The 24,481-nt window shown below is 45.7% G+C and carries 21 protein-coding genes and 9 tRNA genes; 28 read left to right on the plus strand and 2 right to left on the minus strand.

Going from position 1 to position 24,481, the window contains the following annotated elements:
* Positions 1–88 precede the first annotated feature (88 nt).
* From L5M10_RS07870 to L5M10_RS07915, 10 genes are all read left to right on the plus strand, one after another.
* Positions 89–1,366, plus strand: coding sequence for an FAD-dependent monooxygenase (locus L5M10_RS07870; protein WP_263146879.1), 1,278 nt, complete (start codon positions 89–91; stop codon positions 1,364–1,366).
* 165 nt (positions 1,367–1,531) lie between these two features.
* Positions 1,532–2,119, plus strand: coding sequence for an aminoacyl-tRNA hydrolase (pth, locus tag L5M10_RS07875; protein WP_028761467.1), 588 nt, complete (start codon positions 1,532–1,534; stop codon positions 2,117–2,119).
* Between the two features lie 132 nt (positions 2,120–2,251).
* The gene (gene ychF / locus L5M10_RS07880) at positions 2,252–3,343 is read left to right on the plus strand and encodes a redox-regulated ATPase YchF (protein ID WP_028761466.1); all 1,092 of its coding nucleotides are present in this window, start codon (positions 2,252–2,254) and stop codon (positions 3,341–3,343) included.
* Positions 3,344–3,551: 208 nt separating this feature from the next.
* Positions 3,552–3,628, plus strand: a tRNA-Met gene (locus tag L5M10_RS07885).
* Between the two features lie 94 nt (positions 3,629–3,722).
* Positions 3,723–3,807, plus strand: a tRNA-Leu gene (locus tag L5M10_RS07890).
* A gap of 60 nt (positions 3,808–3,867) precedes the next feature.
* Positions 3,868–3,942: transfer RNA gene (locus L5M10_RS07895), tRNA-Gln, on the plus strand.
* 24 nt (positions 3,943–3,966) lie between these two features.
* A tRNA-Gln gene (locus tag L5M10_RS07900) sits at positions 3,967–4,041 on the plus strand.
* Positions 4,042–4,043: 2 nt separating this feature from the next.
* Positions 4,044–4,120, plus strand: a tRNA-Met gene (locus L5M10_RS07905).
* A gap of 75 nt (positions 4,121–4,195) precedes the next feature.
* Positions 4,196–4,280: transfer RNA gene (locus L5M10_RS07910), tRNA-Leu, on the plus strand.
* 40 nt (positions 4,281–4,320) lie between these two features.
* Positions 4,321–4,395: transfer RNA gene (locus L5M10_RS07915), tRNA-Gln, on the plus strand.
* A gap of 208 nt (positions 4,396–4,603) precedes the next feature.
* Here the strand turns inward: L5M10_RS07915 and L5M10_RS07920 are convergent.
* Positions 4,604–5,338 carry a hypothetical protein gene (locus L5M10_RS07920; RefSeq protein ID WP_263147019.1) on the minus strand — a complete coding sequence of 245 codons (735 nt, stop codon included), beginning with the start codon at positions 5,336–5,338 and terminating at the stop codon, positions 4,604–4,606.
* 470 nt (positions 5,339–5,808) lie between these two features.
* Between L5M10_RS07920 and L5M10_RS07925 the strand changes: the two genes are divergently transcribed.
* From L5M10_RS07925 to secF, 7 genes are all read left to right on the plus strand, one after another.
* Positions 5,809–6,405, plus strand: coding sequence for a PepSY-associated TM helix domain-containing protein (locus L5M10_RS07925; protein WP_212599331.1), 597 nt, complete (start codon positions 5,809–5,811; stop codon positions 6,403–6,405).
* Positions 6,406–6,421: 16 nt separating this feature from the next.
* Positions 6,422–6,934, plus strand: coding sequence for a DUF2271 domain-containing protein (locus L5M10_RS07930; protein ID WP_219251198.1), 513 nt, complete (start codon positions 6,422–6,424; stop codon positions 6,932–6,934).
* A 55-nt stretch (positions 6,935–6,989) separates the two neighbouring features.
* On the plus strand, positions 6,990–7,808 hold the full coding sequence (locus L5M10_RS07935; RefSeq protein ID WP_263146882.1) for a DUF4198 domain-containing protein: 819 nt from the start codon (positions 6,990–6,992) through the stop codon (positions 7,806–7,808).
* A 299-nt stretch (positions 7,809–8,107) separates the two neighbouring features.
* The gene (gene greA, locus L5M10_RS07940) at positions 8,108–8,584 is read left to right on the plus strand and encodes a transcription elongation factor GreA (RefSeq protein WP_028761461.1); all 477 of its coding nucleotides are present in this window, start codon (positions 8,108–8,110) and stop codon (positions 8,582–8,584) included.
* Between the two features lie 399 nt (positions 8,585–8,983).
* On the plus strand, positions 8,984–9,559 hold the full coding sequence (locus L5M10_RS07945; protein ID WP_263146883.1) for a hypothetical protein: 576 nt from the start codon (positions 8,984–8,986) through the stop codon (positions 9,557–9,559).
* 226 nt (positions 9,560–9,785) lie between these two features.
* On the plus strand, positions 9,786–11,600 hold the full coding sequence (gene secD / locus L5M10_RS07950; RefSeq protein ID WP_263146884.1) for a protein translocase subunit SecD: 1,815 nt from the start codon (positions 9,786–9,788) through the stop codon (positions 11,598–11,600).
* A 2-nt stretch (positions 11,601–11,602) separates the two neighbouring features.
* On the plus strand, positions 11,603–12,505 hold the full coding sequence (gene secF / locus L5M10_RS07955) for a protein translocase subunit SecF (RefSeq protein WP_028761458.1): 903 nt from the start codon (positions 11,603–11,605) through the stop codon (positions 12,503–12,505).
* Positions 12,506–12,594: 89 nt separating this feature from the next.
* Here secF and yhbY read toward each other — a convergent pair whose 3' ends face one another.
* The gene (yhbY, locus tag L5M10_RS07960; protein WP_006082725.1) at positions 12,595–12,894 is read right to left on the minus strand and encodes a ribosome assembly RNA-binding protein YhbY; all 300 of its coding nucleotides are present in this window, start codon (positions 12,892–12,894) and stop codon (positions 12,595–12,597) included.
* A 90-nt stretch (positions 12,895–12,984) separates the two neighbouring features.
* On the opposite strand from yhbY, the gene rlmE reads away from it, so the two are divergent.
* From rlmE to infB, 11 genes are all read left to right on the plus strand, one after another.
* Positions 12,985–13,614 carry a 23S rRNA (uridine(2552)-2'-O)-methyltransferase RlmE gene (gene rlmE, locus L5M10_RS07965; protein ID WP_006082724.1) on the plus strand — a complete coding sequence of 210 codons (630 nt, stop codon included), beginning with the start codon at positions 12,985–12,987 and terminating at the stop codon, positions 13,612–13,614.
* 29 nt (positions 13,615–13,643) lie between these two features.
* Positions 13,644–15,614, plus strand: a complete 1,971-nt coding sequence (ftsH, locus tag L5M10_RS07970) for an ATP-dependent zinc metalloprotease FtsH (protein WP_263146886.1) — start codon at positions 13,644–13,646, stop codon at positions 15,612–15,614.
* Positions 15,615–15,825: 211 nt separating this feature from the next.
* Complete coding sequence (gene folP / locus L5M10_RS07975) at positions 15,826–16,659, plus strand: dihydropteroate synthase (RefSeq protein ID WP_263146889.1); 834 nt, start codon at positions 15,826–15,828, stop codon at positions 16,657–16,659.
* Between the two features lie 80 nt (positions 16,660–16,739).
* Positions 16,740–18,077 (plus strand): phosphoglucosamine mutase, encoded by a 1,338-nt coding sequence (gene glmM / locus L5M10_RS07980; protein ID WP_263146892.1) that lies wholly within the window; start codon positions 16,740–16,742, stop codon positions 18,075–18,077.
* A 194-nt stretch (positions 18,078–18,271) separates the two neighbouring features.
* Positions 18,272–19,054: a triose-phosphate isomerase gene (gene tpiA / locus L5M10_RS07985; RefSeq protein WP_006082720.1), complete on the plus strand. Its 783-nt coding sequence runs from the start codon at positions 18,272–18,274 to the stop codon at positions 19,052–19,054.
* 1 nt (position 19,055) lies between these two features.
* The gene (gene secG, locus L5M10_RS07990) at positions 19,056–19,391 is read left to right on the plus strand and encodes a preprotein translocase subunit SecG (protein ID WP_028761453.1); all 336 of its coding nucleotides are present in this window, start codon (positions 19,056–19,058) and stop codon (positions 19,389–19,391) included.
* A gap of 11 nt (positions 19,392–19,402) precedes the next feature.
* Positions 19,403–19,489 (plus strand) — tRNA-Leu (locus L5M10_RS07995).
* An 82-nt stretch (positions 19,490–19,571) separates the two neighbouring features.
* Positions 19,572–19,648 (plus strand) — tRNA-Met (locus tag L5M10_RS08000).
* 173 nt (positions 19,649–19,821) lie between these two features.
* Positions 19,822–20,277, plus strand: coding sequence for a ribosome maturation factor RimP (gene rimP / locus L5M10_RS08005; protein ID WP_006082718.1), 456 nt, complete (start codon positions 19,822–19,824; stop codon positions 20,275–20,277).
* 29 nt (positions 20,278–20,306) lie between these two features.
* On the plus strand, positions 20,307–21,806 hold the full coding sequence (gene nusA / locus L5M10_RS08010; RefSeq protein ID WP_028761452.1) for a transcription termination factor NusA: 1,500 nt from the start codon (positions 20,307–20,309) through the stop codon (positions 21,804–21,806).
* Positions 21,807–21,831: 25 nt separating this feature from the next.
* Complete coding sequence (gene infB / locus L5M10_RS08015) at positions 21,832–24,474, plus strand: translation initiation factor IF-2 (protein ID WP_105251699.1); 2,643 nt, start codon at positions 21,832–21,834, stop codon at positions 24,472–24,474.
* Positions 24,475–24,481 lie beyond the last annotated feature (7 nt).

The raw sequence follows: 24,481 nt of genomic DNA on the forward strand, positions 1-24,481 counted from the left end.
TATAAGGCATAATCAAGCGGGTTTGTGAAAAGTCGCTTAAGCAGAAATACAGAAGGGCTTAAAGGTGGTAACTAAGGTGGAAAGTAGGATGAGCCAGATTGAAGAGACACATGCACAGATGATATCCGACACCACAGATTCTAACGTGACTCATTCTGACGTTACTCATGCTGAAGGCACTCATGCTGAAAGTACTGAGTTCGACGTCATTCTTGTCGGCGGCGGCATGGTTGGTGCGGCGACGGCAATTGGATTAGCCCAACAGGGTTTGCAAGTGGCGGTGATTGAATCTTTTGCGCCAGAGGCTTATCAAGCCGAACAGCCATTAGATGTGCGAGTCTCGGCCATCAGTGTTGCTTCTGAAACGCTGCTTGAACGTCTTGGCGCCTTGGACTCATTGCTCAAGATGCGTAATGTACCTTATTTGGGCTTAGAAACTTGGGAGCTCGATGGCTGTATCACCCAATTCCACTGTTCGCAAATTGGTGCCAGCCATTTAGGTCATATAGTCGAAAACCGTTTAATCCAACTCGCCCTGTGGCAACAGATGACACTATTAGCTGGCATCACCTTATATTGTCCCGATAAAGTGGTGGCATTTGCCCGCGATAGCGACGGTGTGAGCGTGCACTTACAGTCAAATAGTAAACTGACCGCTAAGTTGTTGGTTGGCGCCGATGGTGCTCACTCGCAGGTACGTCAATGGGCGGGAATTGGCATTTCGGGTTGGGATTACGCTCAATCGGCCATGTTGATTAATATCAACACCGCACAGGGGCAACAGGATGTGACTTGGCAGCAGTTTACGCCCAAAGGACCGCGTTCATTATTACCTTTACCTGGCAATAACGCTTCGCTGGTGTGGTACGACGATGCCAATCGAATTAAGCAGTTAATGCAGCTTAATAATAAACAGCTTGCAGATCAGATAAGAGTGCATTTCCCAGCGCGTTTGGACGCTGATTTTACCGTTGAGAATAAAGGCAGTTTTGGCCTCACTCGTCGCCATGCCCAGCGCTACTATAGTCATAATGTGGTGATTTTAGGTGATGCCGCTCACACCATTAATCCCCTCGCAGGCCAAGGGGTGAACCTTGGGTTTAAGGATGTCGAAGCATTTTTGGCGGTAATAAAGGAGGCATTAACTCAAAATAACCTCTGGTGGTCGAATGAAGTGCTTGCCCAATATCAGCGCAAGCGTTATCGCGATAATCAATTGATGATGACGGCGATGGATTTGTTTTACGCCGGTTTTAGCAACGATATTCTGCCGCTAAAGCTGCTGCGTAATGGCGCGTTAAAGTTAGCAAACATCAATTCTCCGCTCAAAAAGACTGTCCTTAAATATGCTATGGGGCTTAATTAACGCTTTGTTGTTCTGTGTTCTGACCTTGTGTTCTGCTCCTGTGCGATGACGTGGCATTTGTTGACTTGGGGTTTGAGTGCTAAAATGCCGCGTTTTTAGCTGGTATGGTCAGTTCAGTCGGCTCTTTGCGCGGCTGTCATCGACGAAATAACGATATTGAGTGTCATGAGCGAAATAAAATTAATAGTTGGTCTGGCTAATCCAGGTGCTGAATATGCACACACTCGCCATAATGCGGGGGCTTGGTACGTACTTGAGTTAGCGAGAATTTGCGGCGTGACTTTAGTGGCCGATAGTAAGTATTTTGGTTTGACCGCCAGAGCCGTATTGCACGGTAAAGATGTCCGCTTATTGATCCCGACGACTTATATGAATTTAAGCGGTAAAGCGGTTGGCGCTTTGGCGAATTTTTTTCGTATCACGCCGGAAGAGATTCTGGTCGCTCACGATGAACTCGATCTGCCGCCCGGTGTGGCTAAGTTTAAGCTCGGTGGCGGTCATGGCGGCCACAATGGTCTGAAAGATATTATTGCTAAACTGGCTAACGATAAAAACTTCTACCGTTTACGCTTAGGTATCGGTCATCCCGGTGATAAAAATCAAGTGAGTGGTTACGTACTGGGAAAAGCGCCTGCTAAAGAGCAAGAACTTATCGAGGCGGCGATAGATGAAGCCGTGCGTTCTACCGAAATTTTGTTTAAACAAGACATGGTGAAAGCCATGAACAGATTACACTCCTTTAAAGCGGAGTAGGTTTTGCCTTTGGCGAGACTTAAGTGATTCAAGTGATTTAATTATTCAGTAATGTGCTGCCATAGGGCAGGACGACTAAACCTCGCTGATGAGTGTGACTTGTCAGCCAATAATCGAGAGAAAGGTAAGCATATGGGTTTTAAATGCGGCATTGTTGGTCTTCCTAACGTAGGTAAATCAACGCTTTTTAATGCGTTAACTAAGGCTGGCATCGAAGCGGCTAACTTCCCGTTTTGTACCATTGAACCTAACACTGGTGTTGTACCTGTGCCGGATCCACGTCTGGATGCGTTAGCTGCGATTGTGAATCCACAACGTGTGTTACCTACCACCATGGAATTCGTGGATATTGCGGGTCTTGTGGCTGGCGCATCTAAAGGCGAAGGCTTAGGTAACAAGTTCCTCGCTAACATCCGTGAAACCGATGCGATTGGTCATGTAGTACGTTGTTTTGATGATGACAACATTGTTCACGTTGCTAACAAGGTTGATCCTGCTGGCGATATCGAAGTCATCAACACTGAATTAGCGTTAGCTGACTTAGACAGTTTAGAGCGTGCGGTTCAGCGTCAGCAGAAACGTGCTAAAGGTGGCGATAAAGACGCTAAGTTTGAAGTGGAAGTATTAGAAAAAATGCGCCCCATTTTAGACGAAGCTAAAATGTTGCGTTCAATGGATTTATCGAAAGAAGAGCTGGAAGCGGTGGCTTATCTGAACTTCTTAACCTTAAAACCGACCATGTATATTGCTAACGTGGCGGAAGATGGTTTTGAAAATAACCCGCACTTAGATGCCGTTCGCGCCATTGCTGCGACAGAAAACGCTATCGTTGTTGCCGTATGTGCGGCGATTGAATCTGAACTGGCCGAGATGGAAATCGAGGAGCGCGATGAATTTATGGCGGATCTGGGTATCGAAGAACCAGGTTTAGATCGTGTGATCCGCGCAGGTTATGAATTACTGAATCTGCAAACCTATTTCACCGCAGGCGTGAAAGAAGTGCGTGCTTGGACTGTGCCAGTGGGTGCGAGTGCTCCGCAAGCGGCGGGTGTTATCCATACCGATTTTGAACGTGGTTTTATCCGTGCCCAAGTGATGGCATTTGATGACTTTATTGCCCACAAAGGTGAAGCTGGCGCGAAAGAAGCCGGTAAGTTACGCGTGGAAGGTAAAACCTATATCGTTAAAGATGGCGATGTGATGCATTTCCTGTTTAACGTATAACAAAGCTTATTCACGCTGTAAGTCTCGATAAATTAAGCTAAGTATGAGCAACAAGGTGTTATTTAGCACATCTGTTGCTCAGTTTGGTGAAGTAATAGCCGAACAGCTTAACCTAAGGGAAATAGCGAAAAAAAGCTGTTGACCTAGATACCTTGAATAAGCATAATACGCCCCGTTCCTCGCTGAGAGGGGCGCGTAATATCGATGTGGCAATGTAGCTCAGCTGGTTAGAGCACAGCACTCATAATGCTGGGGTCGCAGGTTCAAGTCCCGCCATTGCTACCATTTTATTTAAGATAAATTTCTTATATAAAATGAATCACGATTTTACTCTAGCATTGATTGCTAGCATCTCTTCACGATGTAAACATGAAACTGTGCGGGAATGGTGAAATTGGTAGACACGCCAGATTTAGGTTCTGGTGCCGCAAGGTGTGAGAGTTCAAGTCTCTCTTCCCGTACCATTTTTTAGATATATGAATTTAGAAACATCGGCGATAGCGGATGTTTGAAACAGAGTTAGTTGGGGTATCGCCAAGTGGTAAGGCACCGGGTTTTGATCTCGGCATTCCAAGGTTCGAATCCTTGTACCCCAGCCATTTTTTCTCAGTTTCCAAGTTGATTGGGGTATCGCCAAGTGGTAAGGCACCGGGTTTTGATCTCGGCATTCCAAGGTTCGAATCCTTGTACCCCAGCCATTGGCAATGTAGCTCAGCTGGTTAGAGCACAGCACTCATAATGCTGGGGTCGCAGGTTCAAGTCCCGCCATTGCTACCATATTTAACTCTGTTAAAGTGATTTATCAGAGAAAAATCCAAAAATGTTGAATAGACAATTTTGGTACATTTTGATGCGGGAATGGTGAAATTGGTAGACACGCCAGATTTAGGTTCTGGTGCCGCGAGGTGTGAGAGTTCAAGTCTCTCTTCCCGTACCATCAAAATGCAATCTTCGATAGAAGATTAAACACAGTTTATTGGGGTATCGCCAAGTGGTAAGGCACCGGGTTTTGATCTCGGCATCCCAAGGTTCGAATCCTTGTACCCCAGCCAAAAAGTTAAAAAGCCTGTCTTCGGACAGGCTTTTTGCTTTTTAACTTTTAACTATTTTCAGCTTAGCGTTATTTTGCTTTCAGTTTCCCTTCAATATTAGCCCTTCCAGCCTTTCCCTTGTCTCTATAATTCCCGTTGGTTGTGGCAATTCAGCTATTTTCAAAGTTAATCCACAGTGCCATTTGAGCTGGCACTGTGGTGATCCGTTTTATTGCTTTTTGACTTCAGGAGCAACGGGTGGCGATTTTATTTCTGCTGGATCCGCTGGAGCCGCTGGAGCCGCTGGAACGGCGACTTTTGCAGCTGCTTCAGTGATATTGATTGGCATTGCAGCATTCTTAATGACGGCATTCTCTGTGACCGCACTATCAATAACGGCACCTTGGGCCGCTTTAACATCACCTGTTGCAACGGCTTTGACTGCATCAGGTATTGCTAACTGTTGCTGTACTTGATTTGCGCCCGCTTCTAAGGCTTTTTGTTGTAACTTCTGTGGATCCGTATAGTCGGCTAATTCCTTCGGCCAACTTGGGACCCGTTTTTCTGCCTGATTACTGAATTGCTCAGAAATCACTAAGGGTGCACCGCCTTTCATCAGCATGACTGCCATTTGGTTGGTGTCTGAGTTCCAAACTAGACCCGCTTTTTCGGCCATTTCGGGGACCGGGGTGTAAGTTGACACTAAGTAGATGAGTGGACCTTCCTGTTGGATCTTGTCGGCCGTTTTGAGCAGGGACAGGGTGGTATCGTAATTTTTACCCAGCAATTCCTGCATACGGTTCTTGATGAGCGGTTGTTCGAATAATCCGACATCGTTCGGATCTAAACCGACAAGGGGTTTAAGCAAGGCCCACATGAGCTGGCCTTGAGGTGACATTAATAATAGTGGTGCAACACAGGCGTTGAGCATTAATGCGAGCCACACAATATGCAGGCAGCGCATTTTTTTGAGCAGAGATGTACTCAAGATGATATTTCCTTGGAAGTACCAGCAAGTCGCCGGCGGCGGATTGTAGCTGATTGGCATAAGGTAAACGAGAGGGGAGCAAAGTAAATTTTAAGCAAAAAAAATAGCCCAAATGTTGGATTTTATCCTTTTGAATTTGAAAGGTATTTACAGGTGATACAATAAATTATTTGCTGCTAATTTAATCGAGGGTAATGGTTTTTGAGTGCTAAAAACAGATTTACCCCTAAGTGCTTTATTTTTGGCACTTATTTTTCTTCTTACTTTTTAACTTCTTTTTCAGTATTGAATATGTAAAGTTTGTAAACTTTGTTCTGTTTGATAATCGATCTCATTTAATCTCGGCGCATTAAATTAGTTTAATGCAGCTCATTTCTCTCTTTAGCTGCATAGGGAAAGCAGACTCTGGAGGTATTTCTCTTCGGTTTGTTTTTGAGAGTGCATCATTGAAATTAAGAGTCAGTAAGTCGTCTTTGTCCTTTGCCCGCATTATTCATGTTTATGTGTCTATGGCTTTATTGTTGCTGATGCTGTTTTTTGCGGTGACAGGTATAACGTTAAATCATCCTAATTGGTTTTCTCAAGCTGATCAGGAACCTAAGCGGGAGCAAGTGCCAATCCCCGCCTATTTGTTACCCGTTAATGCCCAAGACTCACAATGGCGTCTGGCTGCGGGTCATTGGTTGAAAAGTGAATGGGCTATGGATATGGCGAGCGCCGATATCGATGAAGATGAAATTAGTTTAGTCAGCAAAGGGCCCGGCACTTACCGCAGCCTGACATTGGACTTACTCGACGGACAAGCCTATGTCGAAACCTTAGATTACGGTGTCGTTGCCGTAGTGAATGATTTGCATAAGGGCCGTAACACAGGCACAGCTTGGGCTTGGATACTCGATCTCAGCGCTGTGCTTATCATTTTATTTTCGCTCACTGGGGCTTATTTGTTGCTGCCTCAAACCAAGCGCCTCAAAAAGTCATTGTTATACATGGTACTCGTCAGCAGTAGTTGCGGGCTTGTGTATGTTTATTTTGTTCCATAAGGAGTGTAGGCCGAGTATGCGTCATCTTATTCGCACCATTGCGGTGAGTGCTTTGTTTGTCAGTTCTGTGGCGTTTGCGACGCCTAAAATGACAGTCGATTTAACCTTGCCTGAAATTACCGAAGGGCAATATCACAGACCTTATGTGGCCGTATGGGTTGAGGATGCCAAGGGGCAAACGGTTAAAACCTTAAGCCTTTGGGTATGGGATGAAGGCCATAAATGGTTGAAAGATATCCGTCGTTGGTGGCGTAAAGCCGGACGCGAAGATATGAGTTTTGTTGACGGAATAGCATCTGCGACACGTCCCGCGGGTCATTACAAAATCGATTGGGATTTAAGAGATGAGGCGGGAAAAGTGCTTGAACCAGCCACTTACACTGTATTTATTGAAGTGGTGCGTGAACACGGTGGTCGCGATCTTGTACGACAAAATATCGATTTAGCTGCGGGAGATTTCTCTGTGCAGTTGCCCGCCACGACAGAAACTGGCGTTATCGACATACGCTTAAGCGGCATGGCTCATTGAGTCAATCCATTACATATTTAGCCCGTCTATTAATTGTTAAACTTAAGGAAAAGGTATGAAATTACGTCTTATTGCATTACTTGGCACACTTTGTATTAGCCCATTGGCAAGTAGCCACGACAGATGGATTTTACCTAGCCACTTCAACGTTTCGGCTGAAAGTGAAGAAATTGTGTGGATTACCTCAGATGTGTCTGCCAGCAATCAAGTGTTTATGATGGATAAACCTTTTAGTGCCAGTGATGTGCGTGTATTACAGCCAAATGGAAAACCAACGTCTCCAAGTTCAAGTTACACGGGCGGACGTAAGTCGGTGTTTGATGTACAACTGATGCAAGATGGCACTTATAAGTTTGAAAAAGAAGTTTCACCTCGTTATTTTTCTCAGTATAAAGTTAAAGGAAAAGAAGGGGTTGTACGCAGCCGTATGGATAAAAAAGCCACAACTGCTGCTATGCCAAAGGGAGCCTATGAACTTGAAAGTTCTTTAAATGTGTCGCGGGTTGAAACCTATGTCACACGTAATAAGCCAACTGAGGAAGTGTTAAAGCCTAAGGGGGAATATTTAGAACTAGTGCCTGTGACTCATCCTGCAGATATTGTTGAGAACGAAGCTGCTACCCTGCAATTTGTTTTCGATGGTAAGCCCGTTGAAGGCGTTAAAGTCGCCATTATGAAAGACGGTAGCTTATATCGTAACAAACCAGAGGAAATCGAATTTACCTCAGATAAAGACGGTAAAGTTTCAATGATCTTACCTTCAGCAGGACGTTATCTCTTACATGCGGCAATTGAGCGCCCTAATTCAGATAAATCCCTTGCTGATAAAACGGTTAGCGAAATCTTTTTGACCTTTGAGGCTGGGCTTGAATAAGTGAGTTAACCTCTAATTTGAGGTTTTTGCTTTGAGTCCTAATGCCCACGGTCTAAATGGCGAGTGGGCATTTTTGTATTCATTTCGTACTAAAACGTGTGCGAAATTTCCTTAGGTATACAGATTTGAATTTGATTACTGGTAACTCTGCTTAAGGTTGGGTAAGCTGCGTCAATGCATTGTTCTTGGTGCATCAAAAGCGCATAACGATTAGAATAGCGCAATTCCACCCTCATTTGACTGTGTTGACCTTAGCGTTGGCACGGGTTGCTTTTGTTTTAAAGGAGACGAAAGAAGTTATGACTAAGGTTCCTATGACAGTTGTCGGTGCAGAGCAGCTGCGTAAAGAGTTAGATATTCTCAAGTTTGACCGTCGCCCTAAAATCACTGAAGCAATTGCTTCAGCGAGAGAGTTAGGCGACTTGAAAGAAAACGCGGAATACCATGCGGCTCGTGAGGAACAAGGTATTTGTGAAGCACGTATCCGTGATATTGAGGGTAAGTTATCTAACGCGCAAATTATCGACGTCACTAAGATGGTGAATAACGGTCGTATCATTTTTGGCGCCACTGTGACTATTTTAAATCTTGATACCGATGTCGAAGTGACTTATCGCATAGTCGGCGATGACGAAGCGAATATTAAAGAAAACCTGATTTCAGTGAATTCACCAATAGCTCGTGGCTTAGTCGGCAAAAATGAAGGTGATGAAGTATCTATTACTACGCCAGGTGGTATGACAGATTACGAAATCATCTCAGTACAGTATTTATAATCTGCTTATAATACTTTGCTTATAGTGTTGTGAGCGTGACTCATGCGATATCGCTAAAACCGTCCTAGGGCGGTTTTTTTGTTATCCGCGAATTAAGTTTGTTTACGGCTTGAGTTTAGGGCTCGAATTTAGGGCTTTAGCCAAGGATATCGATCGCGCTTCAGCGTTGAATTCGGGGTAAGATGGACAAAGTTTAATTTGTCTCTTTGTAGGTTTTTACCTAAGCTGCCATCCTAGCAAAATCAACATTGGCCAAATGTGTATTTTGTTTTTTTGCGCGAGTTTCACTTTATGGACCCACAGTTAAGCATCAAAAGCGAACAGTGAATAGGTTCATCTTTAGTTTGATAACGTTTTATAAGAGGGCACGCTTTGGTCAAACATTGGCGTACAGGATTGATGTTAGTTTGCGTGGCGATCATGTTGATTGCGCACTCGGCTAGCTATGCGCCAAAACCCTCAGTACAGCGCAGTGATGCAGCTCGCCATTATGCTCAGATGCATACTGTGAGTCTTGATAGCTCTACTCCCCATGCAAAGCGAAGCGCTGAGCCTCAAAGCTTACCCGATGCCGATGTTATCGCCCAATCTAATGCACAGTCTGATGCGCAAACCGTTGAAAGCTGCGGCTCACCGAATAGTCATGATACCGATCTAGTCAGTTCAGACTCAGAATTAGAATCACAGCCAGCACCTTGTCCGAGTTCTGACTATGTGAGTCATTCAGATGACTTAGATTTTGCCCCGATAAATTCGCCGCGATTTATCAGTCTTGCCCAGCACGATGTGCGTGAGGTCAAGCCAGTATATGTACTCGCTGTAGACTTTACTGCCGAACCGACATCCAATGTCGTTGAACCCACCGATCTTGATATCACATCAGATTGGACGCTTTCTGCTGTTTCTTCCCCCGCCCGAATTTCGGGTTGGAAAGTCTCAAATCTTCAATATCGATTTAGCCAACAAGCCGCTTAGCTCGCCTATTTAGGCATGACGTTGATAGGAGCCTAATCTTATCGATTTTTCATGCTGTTGCCTTTTTGTACTCACCGAAACTTTTTATAGCTGCTTAAGTAAGCAGTGATGATTTGAGCCTTACGAGCTTAGCCGCTGGTACTCAATCATGTGTTTCGGACTGATATCAATATGTTCGCTTAGCGATTTGATTCAAATGCTGAGCGTTAAATAGCGAGTTAATCCCATGGAAAGAAAACCCAATCAACGGCTGCTAAATCACTATTCAGCTTGGAAATACTTAGTGCTTATCGTCACTATTATCGTGATGCTATTCAGTGCTTTGCCGACATTTTACGGTGAGGATGCTGCGGTGCAGGTGGGCGCGAAGGCGGGGTTAACGCTCACACCTATTGCCCTTCGAGATAAGCTGCAAGCTGAAGGCGTGACGGTCAAACGTATCGACCAAAAAAATGGTGAAACCTTAATTGTCCTCGATGCGGATAACCAACAAACCTTAGTCAAAACTTTAGTCTCTTCTATGGTCGCAGAGCCAAAAGAATTGACTTTATCCCTTGCCAGTGCGGCGCCAAGTTGGTTACAAAACTTAGGCTTTCAGCCGATTAAACTCGGGCTCGACTTGCGCGGTGGCGTACAGTTCTTACTCGATGTTGATATTGATCCTGTTTATCAAACTCAGGCCGAGACGCTTGTTGATTCGCTACGTCAATTCATCCGTGAACAGAAAATTCGTGGTGCTAGCGTGCATTTGGACCAAAGTCATCAGTTAAACATGACGTTGCCCGATAATGACGCCCGTGCTGCCGTGCGTCAAATGATGAAAGAGTCCTATCCTAATTGGCAGCTATCCAATGCTGATGGCGCGGGTTTACTGATTAAGTTGAGCCAAGAAGAGCAAACGAAACTGCGTAACTTGACAGTGCAGCAAAACTTACAAGTGATGCGCAGCCGTATTGAAGAACTCGGTATCACTGAAGCTTTAGTGCAGCGTCAAGGGGAGCATCGAATTCGGATTGAATTGCCTGGAGTACAAGATCCTGCCGCTGCCAAGAATGTTATCGGTGCTACGGCGAGTTTGGCCTTTTTCGAGGTTAAAGAGTCTGGCTCCGTTAATGCTATGGTACTCAATGACAAGTCTGGTAAGCCTATTTATGTGAGCCGCACACCAGTACTGGGTGGCGATCATATTGTCGATGCGAGGGCGAGTTTAGGCGAGATGGGCATGGCGGAGGTGAACATTAACCTTGACCGTGTGGGCGGGCAGAAAATGTCTGACTTTTCCCGTACCAATATCGGCAAACCTATGGCGACGTCTTACAGTGAATACAGCCGTGATGAGCAAGGTAAGGCAAAGCAAACACAAGAGATTATCAGTGTTGCGACTATTCAATCCCAACTTGGAGATCGTTTTCGCATTACGGGGGCAGGCTCCTATCAAGAAGCACAACAATTAGCTCTGTTACTGCGAGCTGGCTCTATGACGGCGCCAGTGACTATTGTTGAAGAGCGCACTATTGGCCCGACTCTGGGTGCTGAAAACATTGAAAACGGTTTTGCTGCCCTTGGTTTAGGGATGGGGATCACCTTGCTGTTTATGGCGCTTTGGTATCGCCGTCTCGGTTGGGTGGCGAATATAGCGCTGATCTCCAATATGGTGATCCTGTTTGGTTTACTGGCGCTTATCCCTGGCGCTGTGTTGACCTTACCTGGTATTGCGGGTTTGGTGTTAACCGTCGGTATGGCGGTCGATACCAACGTACTGATTTTCGAACGAATAAAAGATAAGTTAAAGGAAGGTCGCAGTTTTGCGCTGGCAATTGATACGGGGTTTGATAGCGCGTTTTCTACCATTTTCGACGCCAACTTCACCACTATGATTACTGCAGTGGTGCTTTACTCCATAGGTAATGGTCCAATCCAAGGTTTTGCCTTGACCTTAGGTCTAGGTCTATTGACCAGCATGTTTACCGGTATCTTTGCTTCAAGGGCCTTGATCAACTTAGTTTATGGACGTGATGCTAGCCGTCATGTGAAGGTATAATCATGAAAAATATTAATCTAACTAAATGGCGTTATGTTTCGAGTGCTATCTCAATTTTGTTGATGCTAGTGTCATTAACCATCATCGGCGTGAAAGGTTTTAACTGGGGCTTAGATTTTACTGGCGGTGTCGTCACCGAAGTGCAGATCGATAGAAAAATTACCAGCAGTGAATTGCAACCTTTACTTAATGCCGCTTATCAGCAAGAGGTGAGTGTAGTCTCCGCCAGTGAGCCGGGACGTTGGGTGTTGCGCTATTCCGATATAAAGAGTGCCGATACAGAGCAAGGTAATATCGATATTCAGCAGGTATTAGCGCCGCTTAACTCTGAAGTGCAAGTGCTTAACAGCAGTGTTGTCGGGCCGCAGATTGGTCAAGAATTGGCAGAGCAGGGCGGTTTGGCGCTGTTAGTCGCTATGCTGGCGATATTAGGTTATTTAAGTTATCGCTTCGAATGGCGACTCGCATCGGGTGCCCTATTCGCTTTAGTGCATGACGTAGTGTTCGTGCTGGCATTTTTCGCCTTGACTCAGATGGAGTTTAATTTAACGATACTTGCGGCTGTGCTGGCGATTTTAGGTTATTCCTTAAACGATTCGATCATTATCGCTGACCGTATTCGTGAATTATTGATTGCTAAGCCAAAGCTTGCGATTCAAGACATTAACAACCAAGCAATTGTGGCGACGTTTTCTCGCACTATGGTGACATCAGGGACAACCTTAATGACGGTCGGTGCGCTGTGGATCATGGGCGGTGGGCCGCTGGAAGGATTTTCGATTGCAATGTTTATCGGTATATTAACCGGCACATTCTCTTCTATTTCAGTTGGTACCTCATTGCCTGAGTTATTAGGCTTAACGCCAGAGCATTATAAGGAACAAGTGATTTCTGAAACACCTTAGGGCTATGCTAATCGCTTAAATTAACAGCGAAAACAAAAAGGCCACTCGATTGAATGGCCTTTTTGTTAACACGATAAAATCAAGAAAAATTACTTTGCCTTTGGCAAAGCAATTTTCATTTCTGGTGATTGACGATAAATCACCAGAATATGACCAATAAGTTGCACTTTTGCGGATTGAGTTTCACGTACTATGGCATCAACGATGGCATTTTTTAGCTCTCTGTCGGCAGAGGCTACTTTCACTTTAATCAGTTCATGATAAGCGAGTGCGCTTTCAATTTCAGCGAGTACGCCTTCAGTCAATCCATTGGCACCAAGCAGCACCACTGGCTTTAGCGGATGCGCTAGACCTTTTAAATGCTGTTTTTGTTTGGTTGTTAAGTTCATTTCTACCAACTTTTGCTGAGTTACTGTTGAAAAACGGCTATTCTACCCTTATATAGCCTTTGTGTAACTCTCAATTGTTGCGGATTTTAAATGTCAGGTATAAAACGTACGGCCAGTTCTAATCGCTGGATGCTAGAACACTTTGATGATCACTATGTCAAACTCGCCCAAAAAATGGGCTTGCGATCTCGCGCTGCGTTTAAGCTTGAGGAGATCCAGCAAAAGGATCAACTGATCCGCCCAGGCATGACTGTGGTTGATCTCGGTGCCGCTCCGGGAGGTTGGTCTCAAGTGGCAGTTAAATTAGCGGGAGATAGAGGTAAAGTCATCGCCTGTGACATTTTGCCTATGGATCCCATCGTCGGCGTCGATTTTTTGCAAGGGGATTTTCGTGAAGATAAAGTCCTTCAAGCATTACTTACTCGCGTCGGTGATGCTAAAGTTGACGTTGTGTTGTCTGATATGGCACCCAACATGAGTGGTTCAGATAGTGTTGATCAGCCCCGTGCCATGTATTTAGTGGAATTGGCGTTAGATATGTGCCATCAAGTATTGGCTCCTAATGGCTGTTTTGCGGTAAAAGTCTTTCAGGGGGAGGGCTTTGACGAATACATGAAAGCGGTAAAAGCAGTGTTTAAAGTCGTTAAAACACGTAAACCAGACTCTTCACGGGCTCGTTCCCGCGAAGTCTATCTTGTGGCGACAGGGTACAAGTTGTAGTAACCTAGCGTTAATAATCGCAAGACTTAATGAGGTCTAGTAATTTGAGTGACATGGCAAAAAATCTAATACTCTGGGTTGTCATCGCCGTTGTGCTGATGTCAGTGTTTCAGGGTTACTCCCCCTCTTCTTCGTCATCGCAGAAGATGGATTATTCTACCTTCTTAGATAATGTCCGTGATGGACAGGTCGCAACTGTTGAAGTTAAGAGCGACCAACGTACTATTGAAGGTGCTAAACGAACTGGTGAAAAATTCACTACTATCATGCCGTTATATGACCAAGATTTAATTAATGATCTTGATCGTAAAGGCATCACTATGAAGGGCCAAGAAGCCGAAGAGTCAGGGTTCCTTACCCAAATCTTCATCTCTTGGTTCCCAATGTTATTGCTTATCGGGGTATGGATTTTCTTCATGCGCCAGATGCAAGGCGGCGGTGGCAAAGGCGCTATGTCCTTTGGTAAGAGCAAAGCCAAGCTGATGAGCGAAGATCAGATCAAAACTACTTTTGCCGATGTTGCCGGTTGTGATGAAGCAAAAGAAGAAGTGAAAGAGCTGGTTGATTACCTGCGTGACCCCACTAAATTCCAAAAATTGGGCGGCCGAATTCCAACGGGCGTACTGATGGTGGGTCCTCCAGGTACAGGTAAAACTTTGCTGGCGAAAGCCATTGCGGGTGAATCTAAAGTCCCTTTCTTCACTATTTCAGGTTCTGATTTCGTGGAAATGTTTGTTGGTGTCGGTGCATCCCGTGTGCGTGACATGTTTGAACAAGCGAAAAAATCTGCACCTTGTATTATCTTCATCGATGAAATCGATGCTGTCGGTCGTCAACGTGGCGCGGGTTTAGGTGGTGGTCATGATGAACGTGAGCAAACACTGAACCAAATGCTGGTTGAGATGGATGGCTTCGAAGGTAATGAAGGCGTTATTGTTATCGCGGCAACTAACCGTCCAGACGTACTCGATTCTGCGTTATTACGTCCGGGTCGTTTTGACCGTCAAGTGGTCGTTGGCTTACCAGACGTTCGTGGTCGTGAGCAGATTTTGAAAGTGCATATGCGTAAAGTACCGCTTTCTGAAGATGTGAAGGCAAGTGTGATTGCCCGTGGTACGCCAGGTTTCTCGGGTGCTGATTTAGCTAACTTAGTGAACGAAGCTGCCCTGTTTGCGGCTCGCGGAAATCGCCGAGTTGTAGGCATGGAAGAATTTGAGCGTGCAAAAGATAAAATCATGATGGGTGCTGAGCGCCGCTCTATGGTGATGTCTGAAGCCGAAAAAGAAATGACTGCTTACCATGAAGCGGGCCATGCGATTGTGGGTTGTTTAGTGCCAGAGCACGATCCTGTGCACAAGGTGACTATCATTCCTCGCGGCCGTGCGCTGGGTGTCACTTTCTTCTTACCTGAAGCTGACTCAGTGAGCCAGAGCCGTCGTAAGTTAGAAAGCCAAATTTCGGTCGCCTACGGTGGTCGTTTAGCAGAAGAGCTTATCTACGGTACTGAGAAAGTGTCGACTGGTGCATCACAGGACATCAAATACGCGACATCTATTGCGCGTAACATGGTGACTCAGTGGGGCTTCTCGGACAAGTTAGGTCCATTGCTGTATGCAGAAGAAGATGGTGAAGTCTTCTTAGGTCGCAGCATGGGTAAAGCCAAAGCGATGTCCGATGAAACTGCAACCATTATCGATGCTGAAGTAAAAGTCTTTATCGACAAAAACTACGCTAGAGCGAGACAGATATTGACGGATAACCTCGATATTCTGCACTCAATGAAAGAAGCTTTAATGAAGTATGAAACCATTGATTCACTTCAAATTGACGATTTAATGAAACGTCGTGAAGTGCGTCACCCTGCTGATTGGCAAGTAGATGACAGTGGTTCTAACGATAAAGGCAATGGTCATGGTGAACCAGCAGCGAAAGCTGAAGACAGTGTGACTGCTCCTGCTGAGCCAGAACTGAAAGATCCTGATGAATCTCCAGCTAAGTAATGTGTTGTGAAACCAAAGAAAACCCCGTAAAGGGGTTTTCTTGTTTTACCTTGTTAGCAATTTGACTGCGCTGTCATTGATACTCTCTGCCACCATTGATATTTATCTTCTGACATTGGTCTTTTCAGATAAAAAATGAAGGCTTGAAATTAATGACGCCAGTTATGCCAGTGAGTAAAATCGTAAGTGTTCGTATTACAGGAGTAAATGCGTGTTTGAACTGATTGCTGGCACTAAACGCCTCGCGTTATCTTCACCCATTGTGATGGGGATTCTTAATGTCACTCCCGATTCTTTTTCCGACGGTGGCCAATATTCTTCCTATGAGCTTGCTTGTCAGCATGCCGATGACATGGTGGCTCAAGGTGCGGGAATGATAGACATTGGCGGTGAGTCGACAAGACCTGGCGCCGCCGAGGTGAGCTTAGCCGATGAACTTGCGCGGGTGATCCCGTTGGTGAAATATGTTGCGGCGCACCATGATGTGTGGATTTCGGTCGATACCAGTAAACCTGAAGTCATGCGTCAAGCTGTTGCTGCGGGCGCACATTTGATTAACGATGTGCGTGCCCTGATGGAGCCTGGTGCGCTTCAAGCTGCTGCAGAGTTGCAAGTCCCCATATGCTTAATGCATATGCAAGGCGAACCCAAAAGCATGCAATTTTCACCGACTTACCATAATGTTATTGAAGAAGTTTCTGCCTTTTTAACTGAGCGGATTGAAGCTTGCTTGCGAGCAGGAATCCCCCGTGAATTATTAATACTCGATCCGGGATTTGGTTTTGGTAAAAGCTTAGAACATAACTATGAATTACTGGCGAAGCTCGACTGTTTTGCCCAGTTTGATTTACCGATATTGATAGGATTGTCTCGTAAGAGCATGATAGGAAACCTCTTAGCAAAACCGACCTCAGAACGTCTTGCTGGGAGCCTTGCTGGCGCTATGATAGCGGCCCAAAAGGGCGCTCATATCATTCGTGTGCATGATGTTACTGAAACTGTGGATATGCTCAAGGTGTTACAAGCGACACAAGCGTATTTTTAAGCATCGTTATGCTCTCGTTAAGCATTTAATTAATATTATGATCCCAAATCATTGGGACACATTTGAGTTTGTGGAGCGATATGAAAGAACGTAAATTTTTTGGAACTGACGGTATTCGGGGAAAAGTCGGTTCAGGTCAAATGACGCCTGAGCTCGCGCTTAAGTTAGGTTGGGCGGCGGGGCGCGTGTTATCCCGCAGTGGTACCAAAAAGGTGATTATAGGTAAAGATACCCGTATTTCGGGCTATATGTTTGAGTCAGCATTAGAAGCTGGCCTTTCTGCTGCAGGCCTTAATGTGATGTTAATGGGACCTATGCCAACGCCAGCAGTAGCCTATTTGACGCGCACGTTTCGCGCCGAAGCTGGGGTGGTGATCAGCGCGTCACACAATCCGTATTACGATAATGGTATTAAGTTTTTTTCCACCGACGGCAGTAAGTTAGACGATAACCTAGAGCTAGAAATTGAAGCCGAGCTTGAAAAGCCCCTCGTTTGTGTTGAATCGCATCTATTGGGGAAGGTATCGCGTATTGAAGATGCCCGTGGCCGTTATATTGAGTATTGTAAAGGTAATTTTCCTGCAGAACACACGTTAACTGGGCTAAAAATTGTGGTTGATTGTGCCCATGGCGCAACTTATCACATAGCGCCAGCAGTGTTTCGTGAGTTAGGCGCCGAGGTGATTGCCATTGGTGATAAACCCAACGGGATGAACATCAATGATAAAGTGGGCGCGACGTCCATGGGCAAAATTTGTGAAACCGTTCTAGCCGAAAGTGCCGATTTAGGCATCGCACTCGACGGTGACGGTGACCGTATTATGATGGTCAACAGCAAAGGCGAAGTGATCGACGGCGATCAAATTTTATATATTCTGGCCTGTGATGCGAAATCCCGTGGCGTATTACGCGGTGGTGTAGTTGGTACGTTAATGTCAAACCTTGGGCTTGATCTCGCCTTGCAAGCATTAGACATCCCCTTTGCGCGTTCGAAAGTGGGCGACCGTTATGTGATGGAACTACTTAAAGAACTCGATTGGCGCATCGGCGGTGAAAATTCAGGGCATATCCTCAATCTTGATCACGGCACAACTGGTGATGGCATAGTTGCGGGGATTTTAGTGTTAGCGGCTATGCGTCGTCAGAATGCCACGCTAGAAGAACTGACTTCTGCGATGGAAATGTTGCCGCAGGTGTTAGTCAATGTGCGCTTTGAAGGCGAGCACGACCCTCTTAAGTCAGATAAAGTTAAAGCGGCGCAGGCACAGGTTGAATCTCAACTGGGCGCGCGTGGCCGAGTATTATTACGTAAGTCAGGTACTGAACCTTTGATCCGTGTCATGGTTGAAGGTGACGATCATAGTGCAGTATTGGCGCACGCAAATTTGATTGCGGATGCGGTAAAATCGGCAAGCTAATATTTGCTAATTTTGTAATGAGTGCGGCTGATACCAATTTAAAATTAAGGTGTTAGCTGCACAAATGAACAGAAAACAGCTTTGGCGTGTAAAAAATAAGCATTCCAACCTGATATCTGAAAAAATTCGAATTTAGCTATTGTAACTTAATAAGTGGTTCGCTATTATTCACGCCGCTTTCAGAGGAGACAGTGATGGCACTCAGACGTCCTATGGTAGCTGGCAATTGGAAGATGAACGGCAGTGCGGCATTAGCCCAAGAGTTGTTCAAAAAATTTGCCTCTAAGCTCCAAAATGATTCAGCTGAAGTGGTTTTATGCCCGCCTTCTATCTATCTAGAGAGCGTTAGGCAACTGCTAGAAGCAAACAAGGAAGCGTTAGACGGTTCACTTGTTAGGATGGGCGCACAAAACCTAAGTCAACATGACTTTGGCGCTTATACCGGAGAAGTTTCAGGTCAGATGCTCAAAGATTCAGGATGTCGATATGTAATTATCGGGCATTCAGAACGTCGCCGTATGTACGGAGAGACGAGTAATATCGTAGCGGAGAAATTCGCCGCTGCACAAAAGCATGGCTTAACTCCAATTTTATGTGTGGGTGAGTCAGGTCCAGCACGTGAAGCAAGACGCACCTTTGAGGTGATTGCTGAAGAGTTGGATATAGTGATCCAGAAAAATGGCACTATGGCTTTTGATAACGCTATTATCGCCTACGAGCCGCTTTGGGCTGTAGGAACAGGTAAAAGTGCTACACCAGAGCAGGCACAAGAAGTTCATGCGTTTATTCGCAAACGCCTCTCTGAAGTGTCTCCGTTTATCGGAGAAAATATCAGGATTCTCTACGGTGGTAGTGTGACACCGAGTAATGCTGCAGATTTATTTGCCCAACCTGATGTTGATGGTGGACTGATTGGCGGTGCTAGCTTAAACTCTAGCGAGTTTTTAAGTCTGTGTACCATAGCGATGAGCGCATAATATGTATGAAGTTCTAGTAGTTATTTACTTGTTGGTTGCATTAGGTCTAATAGGCTTAGTATTAATTCAGCAAGGTAAGGGAGCTGACATGGGGGCCTCTTTTGGCGCCGGTGCATCAGGTACTCTTTTTGGTTCAAGCGGTTCAGGTAATTTCCTGACACGCAGTACGGCGATTCTTGCCATTGCGTTTTTCACTTTAAGTCTGCTTATTGGTAATTTAAGTGCAAACCACGCAAAAAATGAAGATTCATGGAAAGATTTAGGTTCAGACACTGAACAGGTTACCCAACCAGTTGAGCAAGGAACCCAAAAGTCAGAAACGAAAATTCCTGACTAGTAAAAGGTGTCGCCGAGGTGGCGAAATTGGTAGACGCGCAGCCTTGAGGTGGCTGTGACCTAACGGTCGTGCGGGTTCAAGTCCCGCTCTCGGCACCAAATATAACTAAGATAGACGAGATAAGTTCTCTCTTAGTTATTGCAAGAAATGACGATAGTCAATATACTTGCACACAGTTGACGCGGGGTGGAGCAGCATGGTAGCTCGTCGGGCTCATAACCCGAAGGTCGTCGGTTCAAATCCGGCCCCCGCAACCAGCTCCTAGTAACGAATAGTTTTTGAATTCGTTATGGTTTACAGGTTCTTGAAATTAATGACCTCGTGATTACGGGGTTTTTTGTTATCTGGGACTTTTAAATTTGTCGCATGCTTCGTATGTGGCGTTGTACTAGGGCTATTAAGCCCTTTTTTGTTTTTTCGGGGGTCAATCTTGGCAACGTTAGAATTCAGACTGGCAGAAATGCTCAAAGTACCTGTGGAAGCATTAGGCTTTCAGCTGTGGGGCATTGAATATGTTCAAGCGGGTAAGCATTCCACACTGCGAGTGTTCATTGATGGTGAGAATGGTATCAATATTGAAGATTGTGCCAATGCAAGTCGCCAAGTCAGTGCTGTACTCGATGTTGAAGATCCTATTTCTACAGAATATACCCTAGAGGTTTCTTCGCCAGGCGTAGATAGACCCTTATTTACTGCTGAGCAGTACGCGGGCTATGTAGGCGAGGATGTAAAGCTTCAATTGACTATGCCGGTTGACGGCAGTCGTAATTTAAAAGGCGCCATCACTGCGGTCGACGGGCAAATGCTCTCGCTGAAAGTGAATGGTAAAGAGTTAGTTGTCGCATTGGATAATATCCGCAAAGGCAACTTAATCGCTAAGTTTTGATGGTTTCAAGGTGAACGAGGCAAGACGAGATGAATAAAGAGATTCTGCTAGTCGCTGAGGCGGTTTCAAATGAAAAGGCCGTTCCACGCGAGAAAATTTTTGAAGCGCTAGAGATTGCTCTGGCCACAGCAACCAAGAAAAAGTACGAAGGTGATATTGACGTTCGTGTTGCTATCGATCGTAAAACCGGTGGTTATGATACTTTCCGTCGTTGGATGGTAGTTGATGACCACGGTGAAGCGTTAGAAAACCCTTATCGTGAAATCACTTTAGAAGCGGCACGTTACGAAAATCCGGACATCCAGCCTGGCGAGTTTATCGAAGACGATATCGAGTCAGTGGTGTTTGACCGTATTACCACTCAAACCGCTAAGCAAGTGATCGTACAGAAAGTACGTGAAGCTGAACGTGCGCAAGTGGTTGAGCAGTTCCAAGATCAAGAAGGTGAGTTAATCACTGGTGTGGTCAAAAAAGCAACTCGCGAGAGCGTAGTGGTTGACTTAGGTAATAACGCTGACGGCGTATTGTTCCGTGAAGACTTAATTTCACGCGAATCTTTCCGCCCTGGTGACCGTGTGCGTGCATTATTGTACTCAGTACGTCCAGAAGCTCGTGGTGCACAGTTATTCTTAAGCCGTACTAAACCTGAAATGCTGATCGAGCTTTTCCGTGTTGAAGTGCCTGAAATCGCTGACGAACTGATTGAAATAATGGGCGCTGCTCGTGATCCAGGCGCTCGCGCTAAGATCGCCGTTAAGTCGAATGATCGCCGTATCGATCCTATCGGTGCGTGTGTGGGTATGCGCGGTGCGCGTGTACAAGCCGTTTCGAATGAACTGGGTGGCGAACGTGTTGATATCGTGTTGTGGGATGATAATCCAGCACAATACGTGATCAATGCCATGGCGCCAGCCGATGTTGCCTCTATCATAGTCGACGAAGATAACCATTCTATGGATATCGCTGTTGAAGCCGATAGTTTGGCACAAGCCATTGGACGTAATGGCCAGAACGTACGTTTAGCAACACAACTAACTGGTTGGGTTCTGAACGTTATGACAGTGGAAGATATGAATAAGAAACATCAGGCAGAAAGTGCCAAGGTGGTTGATTTATTTGTTAACTCACTGGATGTCGATGAAGATTTTGCACAAGTACTGGCAGATGAGGGCTTTACGTCGCTCGAAGAAGTTGCCTATGTGCCTGTGTCTGAACTATTGGCGATTGACGGTTTTGACGAAGATCTCGTCGAAGCTTTACGTGAACGTGCAAAAGCGGCGATCTCAACTCGAGCTCTCGCTACTGAAGAAGCACTGGATGGTGTGGAGCCAAGTGAAGAGTTGCTAGCACTTGAAGGTGTTGAAAGACACTTAGCCTATGTTTTCGCTAGCAAAGGTATTGTGACTCTAGAAGACTTGGCTGAACAAGGCATTGATGATTTGATCGAAATTGAAGAATTGACAGAAGAAAAAGCAGGTGAGCTCATCATGGCAGCCCGCAATATCTGTTGGTTTGGCGAAGAAGCATAAGTCGATCAACAGGGGGATTTAACTGATGGCAGATACTACCGTAGAGAAATTGGCCACGGAAGTGGGTAAAAGTGTTGAACGTCTGATTGAGCAATTCTCTCAGGCTGGAATTAAGAAAGGCCAAGCTGATAAAGTGACTGAAGCTGAAAAGCAGCAGTTACTGGATTATCTGAAAAAGCAGCACGGTGGCGAAAATGCGCCAACGAAAATGACGCTGCAGCGTAAAACCGTATCGACCCTAAGTGTGGCCGGTAATGGTGGTCAATCTAAAGATGTTAAAGTTGAAGTTCGTAAAACACGAACTTTCGTTAAGCGTGATGCTAATGAGGCTACTCTGAAGGCTGAAGAAGAAGCGAAAGCCGAAGCAGAAGCTTTGGCAAAAGCAAAGGCCGAAGCAGAAGCTGCTGCGGCAGCAAAAGTGAAAGCTGAAGCAGATGCTAAGGCAAAAGTGGAAGCAGAAGCCAAGGCGAAAGCTAAAGCAGCAGCCGAAGTGAAAGTGGTTAAAGATATGTCACCAGAAGCAGAAGCGGCTCGTCTAGAAGCTGAACGTTTGAAAGCGGCGCAAGAAGCGGCAACCAAACGTAAGCAAGACGAAGAAGCGGCTAAAGCGGCAGAAACTGCTCGCTTACTCGCTGAAGAACATTCTAAGCGCTGGGCCGAAGAAGAGCGCCAACGTTTAGAAGCTGAGAAAAACGGTGATCATCACATCACGACATCTAAAGTAGCTCGTGCTGCTGAAGATACTTCTGATCTGGATGAAGAAAAACGCGGACGTCGTGCTCGTAACAAGAGCAACGCGAAAAAACGTGGCGGCAAAGATGCCCGTGACGGCCGTGAAAAACACATGCGTAACCGCAGTACTGCACCTGAGTCTATGGCGCATGGCTTCAATAAGCCTGTGGCAGCAGTGAGCCGTGATGTGCGTATCGGTGAAACTGTTACTGTTTCTGAACTTGCGCATTTAATGGCAGTGAAAGCGACTGAAATCATCAAACAGATGATGAAAATGGGTTCTATGGTCACGATCAACCAAGTGTTAGATCAAGAGACTGCCCAGCTAGTTGCTGAAGAAATGGGTCATAAAGTTGTGCTTATCCGTGAAAACGAGCTTGAGCACCAAGTGCTACAAGACCGTGATGATGAAGATGGCATTAAGCTAGAATCTCGTGCACCAGTTGTGACTATCATGGGTCACGTTGACCACGGTAAGACTTCGTTACTCGACTACATTCGCCGCGCTAAAGTGGCTGCTGGCGAAGCCGGTGGTATTACTCAGCATATCGGTGCATACCATGTTGAAACTGAAAATGGCATGATCACTTTCCTTGATACTCCTGGTCACGCCGCGTTTACCGCAATGCGTGCCCGTGGTGCCAAGGCAACGGATATTGTTGTACTAGTTGTTGCTGCCGATGACGGTGTAATGCCGCAAACAATCGAAGCTATTCAACATGCTAAAGCTGGTAACGTGCCATTAATCGTGGCTGTGAACAAGATGGATAAACCGGAAGCGGATATCGATCGCGTTAAGAGCGAATTGTCACAACACGGTGTTATGTCTGAAGATTGGGGTGGAGACAACATGTTTGCCTTCGTTTCAGCTAAGACAGGTGAAGGCGTTGACGAACTGTTAGAAGGTATCTTACTGCAAGCTGAAGTTCTCGAACTGAAAGCGGTACGTGATGGTATGGCTGCCGGTGTGGTCATTGAATCACAATTGGACAAAGGTCGCGGCCCTGTGGCTACGATTCTGGTTCAAGAAGGTACGCTGCGCCAAGGTGATATCGTTCTGTGTGGTCTTGAGTACGGTAAAATTCGTGCAATGAAAGACGAAAACGGTCGTTCAATCACTGAAGCGGGTCCATCTATTCCTGTTGAAATTCTAGGTCTGTCAGGCGTTCCGTCTGCAGGTGATGAAGCAACAGTCGTTCGTGACGAACGTAAAGCTCGCGAAGTTGCCCTGTATCGTCAAGGTAAGTTCCGTGATGTGAAACTGGCACGTCAGCAAAAATCTAAGCTAGAAAACATGTTTGCGAACATGACAGACGGCGAAGTGAAAGAACTGAACATCGTTCTTAAAGCAGACGTACAAGGTTCACTCGAAGCGATTACTGATTCGTTAACTGGTTTGTCTACCGACGAAGTGAAAGTGAACATCATCGCTCGCGGTGTGGGTGCACTGACTGAAACGGATGCAACCTTAGCGGCTGCCTCTAACGCTATCATGGTTGGCTTTAACGTACGTGCCGATGCACAAGCCCGTAAGACTATCGAAAGTGAAAGTGTTGATTTACGTTACTACAGCGTTATCTATAATTTGATTGATGAAGTTCGTGCAGCGATGACAGGTATGCTGTCTCCTGTGTTCAAACAACAAATTATCGGTCTGGCTGAAGTTCGTGATGTGTTCAAGTCACCTAAGCTGGGTGCAATTGCTGGCTGTATGGTGACCGAAGGTACCATCAAGCGTAGCGCGCCAATTCGCGTACTACGTGATAACGTTGTTATCTACGAAGGTGAACTCGAATCGCTACGTCGCTTCAAAGACGACGTTGCTGAAGTTCGCAATGGTATGGAATGTGGTATTGGCGTTAAGAACTACAACGATGTTCGCGTAGGCGACCAAATCGAAGTATTCGAAACCGTCGAGATTGCTCGTACTCTGTAACGATAAT

It is taken from the genome of Shewanella sp. SM32 (assembly GCF_025654235.1).
GTDB lineage: Bacteria > Pseudomonadota > Gammaproteobacteria > Enterobacterales > Shewanellaceae > Shewanella > Shewanella oncorhynchi.

Bases quoted from the DNA above. Each gene is read 5' to 3' on its own strand.
- L5M10_RS07870 (WP_263146879.1), top strand. From the start codon at position 89: ATGAGCCAGATTGAAGAGACACATGCACAGATGATATCCGACACCACA.
- pth (WP_028761467.1), top strand. From the start codon at position 1,532: ATGAGCGAAATAAAATTAATAGTTGGTCTGGCTAATCCAGGTGCTGAA.
- ychF (WP_028761466.1), top strand. From the start codon at position 2,252: ATGGGTTTTAAATGCGGCATTGTTGGTCTTCCTAACGTAGGTAAATCA.
- L5M10_RS07920 (WP_263147019.1), bottom strand. From the start codon at position 5,338: ATGCGCTGCCTGCATATTGTGTGGCTCGCATTAATGCTCAACGCCTGT.
- L5M10_RS07930 (WP_219251198.1), top strand. From the start codon at position 6,422: ATGCGTCATCTTATTCGCACCATTGCGGTGAGTGCTTTGTTTGTCAGT.
- L5M10_RS07935 (WP_263146882.1), top strand. From the start codon at position 6,990: ATGAAATTACGTCTTATTGCATTACTTGGCACACTTTGTATTAGCCCA.
- greA (WP_028761461.1), top strand. From the start codon at position 8,108: ATGACTAAGGTTCCTATGACAGTTGTCGGTGCAGAGCAGCTGCGTAAA.
- L5M10_RS07945 (WP_263146883.1), top strand. From the start codon at position 8,984: ATGTTAGTTTGCGTGGCGATCATGTTGATTGCGCACTCGGCTAGCTAT.
- secD (WP_263146884.1), top strand. From the start codon at position 9,786: ATGGAAAGAAAACCCAATCAACGGCTGCTAAATCACTATTCAGCTTGG.
- secF (WP_028761458.1), top strand. From the start codon at position 11,603: ATGAAAAATATTAATCTAACTAAATGGCGTTATGTTTCGAGTGCTATC.
- yhbY (WP_006082725.1), bottom strand. From the start codon at position 12,894: ATGAACTTAACAACCAAACAAAAACAGCATTTAAAAGGTCTAGCGCAT.
- rlmE (WP_006082724.1), top strand. From the start codon at position 12,985: ATGTCAGGTATAAAACGTACGGCCAGTTCTAATCGCTGGATGCTAGAA.
- ftsH (WP_263146886.1), top strand. From the start codon at position 13,644: ATGAGGTCTAGTAATTTGAGTGACATGGCAAAAAATCTAATACTCTGG.
- glmM (WP_263146892.1), top strand. From the start codon at position 16,740: ATGAAAGAACGTAAATTTTTTGGAACTGACGGTATTCGGGGAAAAGTC.
- tpiA (WP_006082720.1), top strand. From the start codon at position 18,272: ATGGCACTCAGACGTCCTATGGTAGCTGGCAATTGGAAGATGAACGGC.
- secG (WP_028761453.1), top strand. From the start codon at position 19,056: ATGTATGAAGTTCTAGTAGTTATTTACTTGTTGGTTGCATTAGGTCTA.
- nusA (WP_028761452.1), top strand. From the start codon at position 20,307: ATGAATAAAGAGATTCTGCTAGTCGCTGAGGCGGTTTCAAATGAAAAG.
- infB (WP_105251699.1), top strand. From the start codon at position 21,832: ATGGCAGATACTACCGTAGAGAAATTGGCCACGGAAGTGGGTAAAAGT.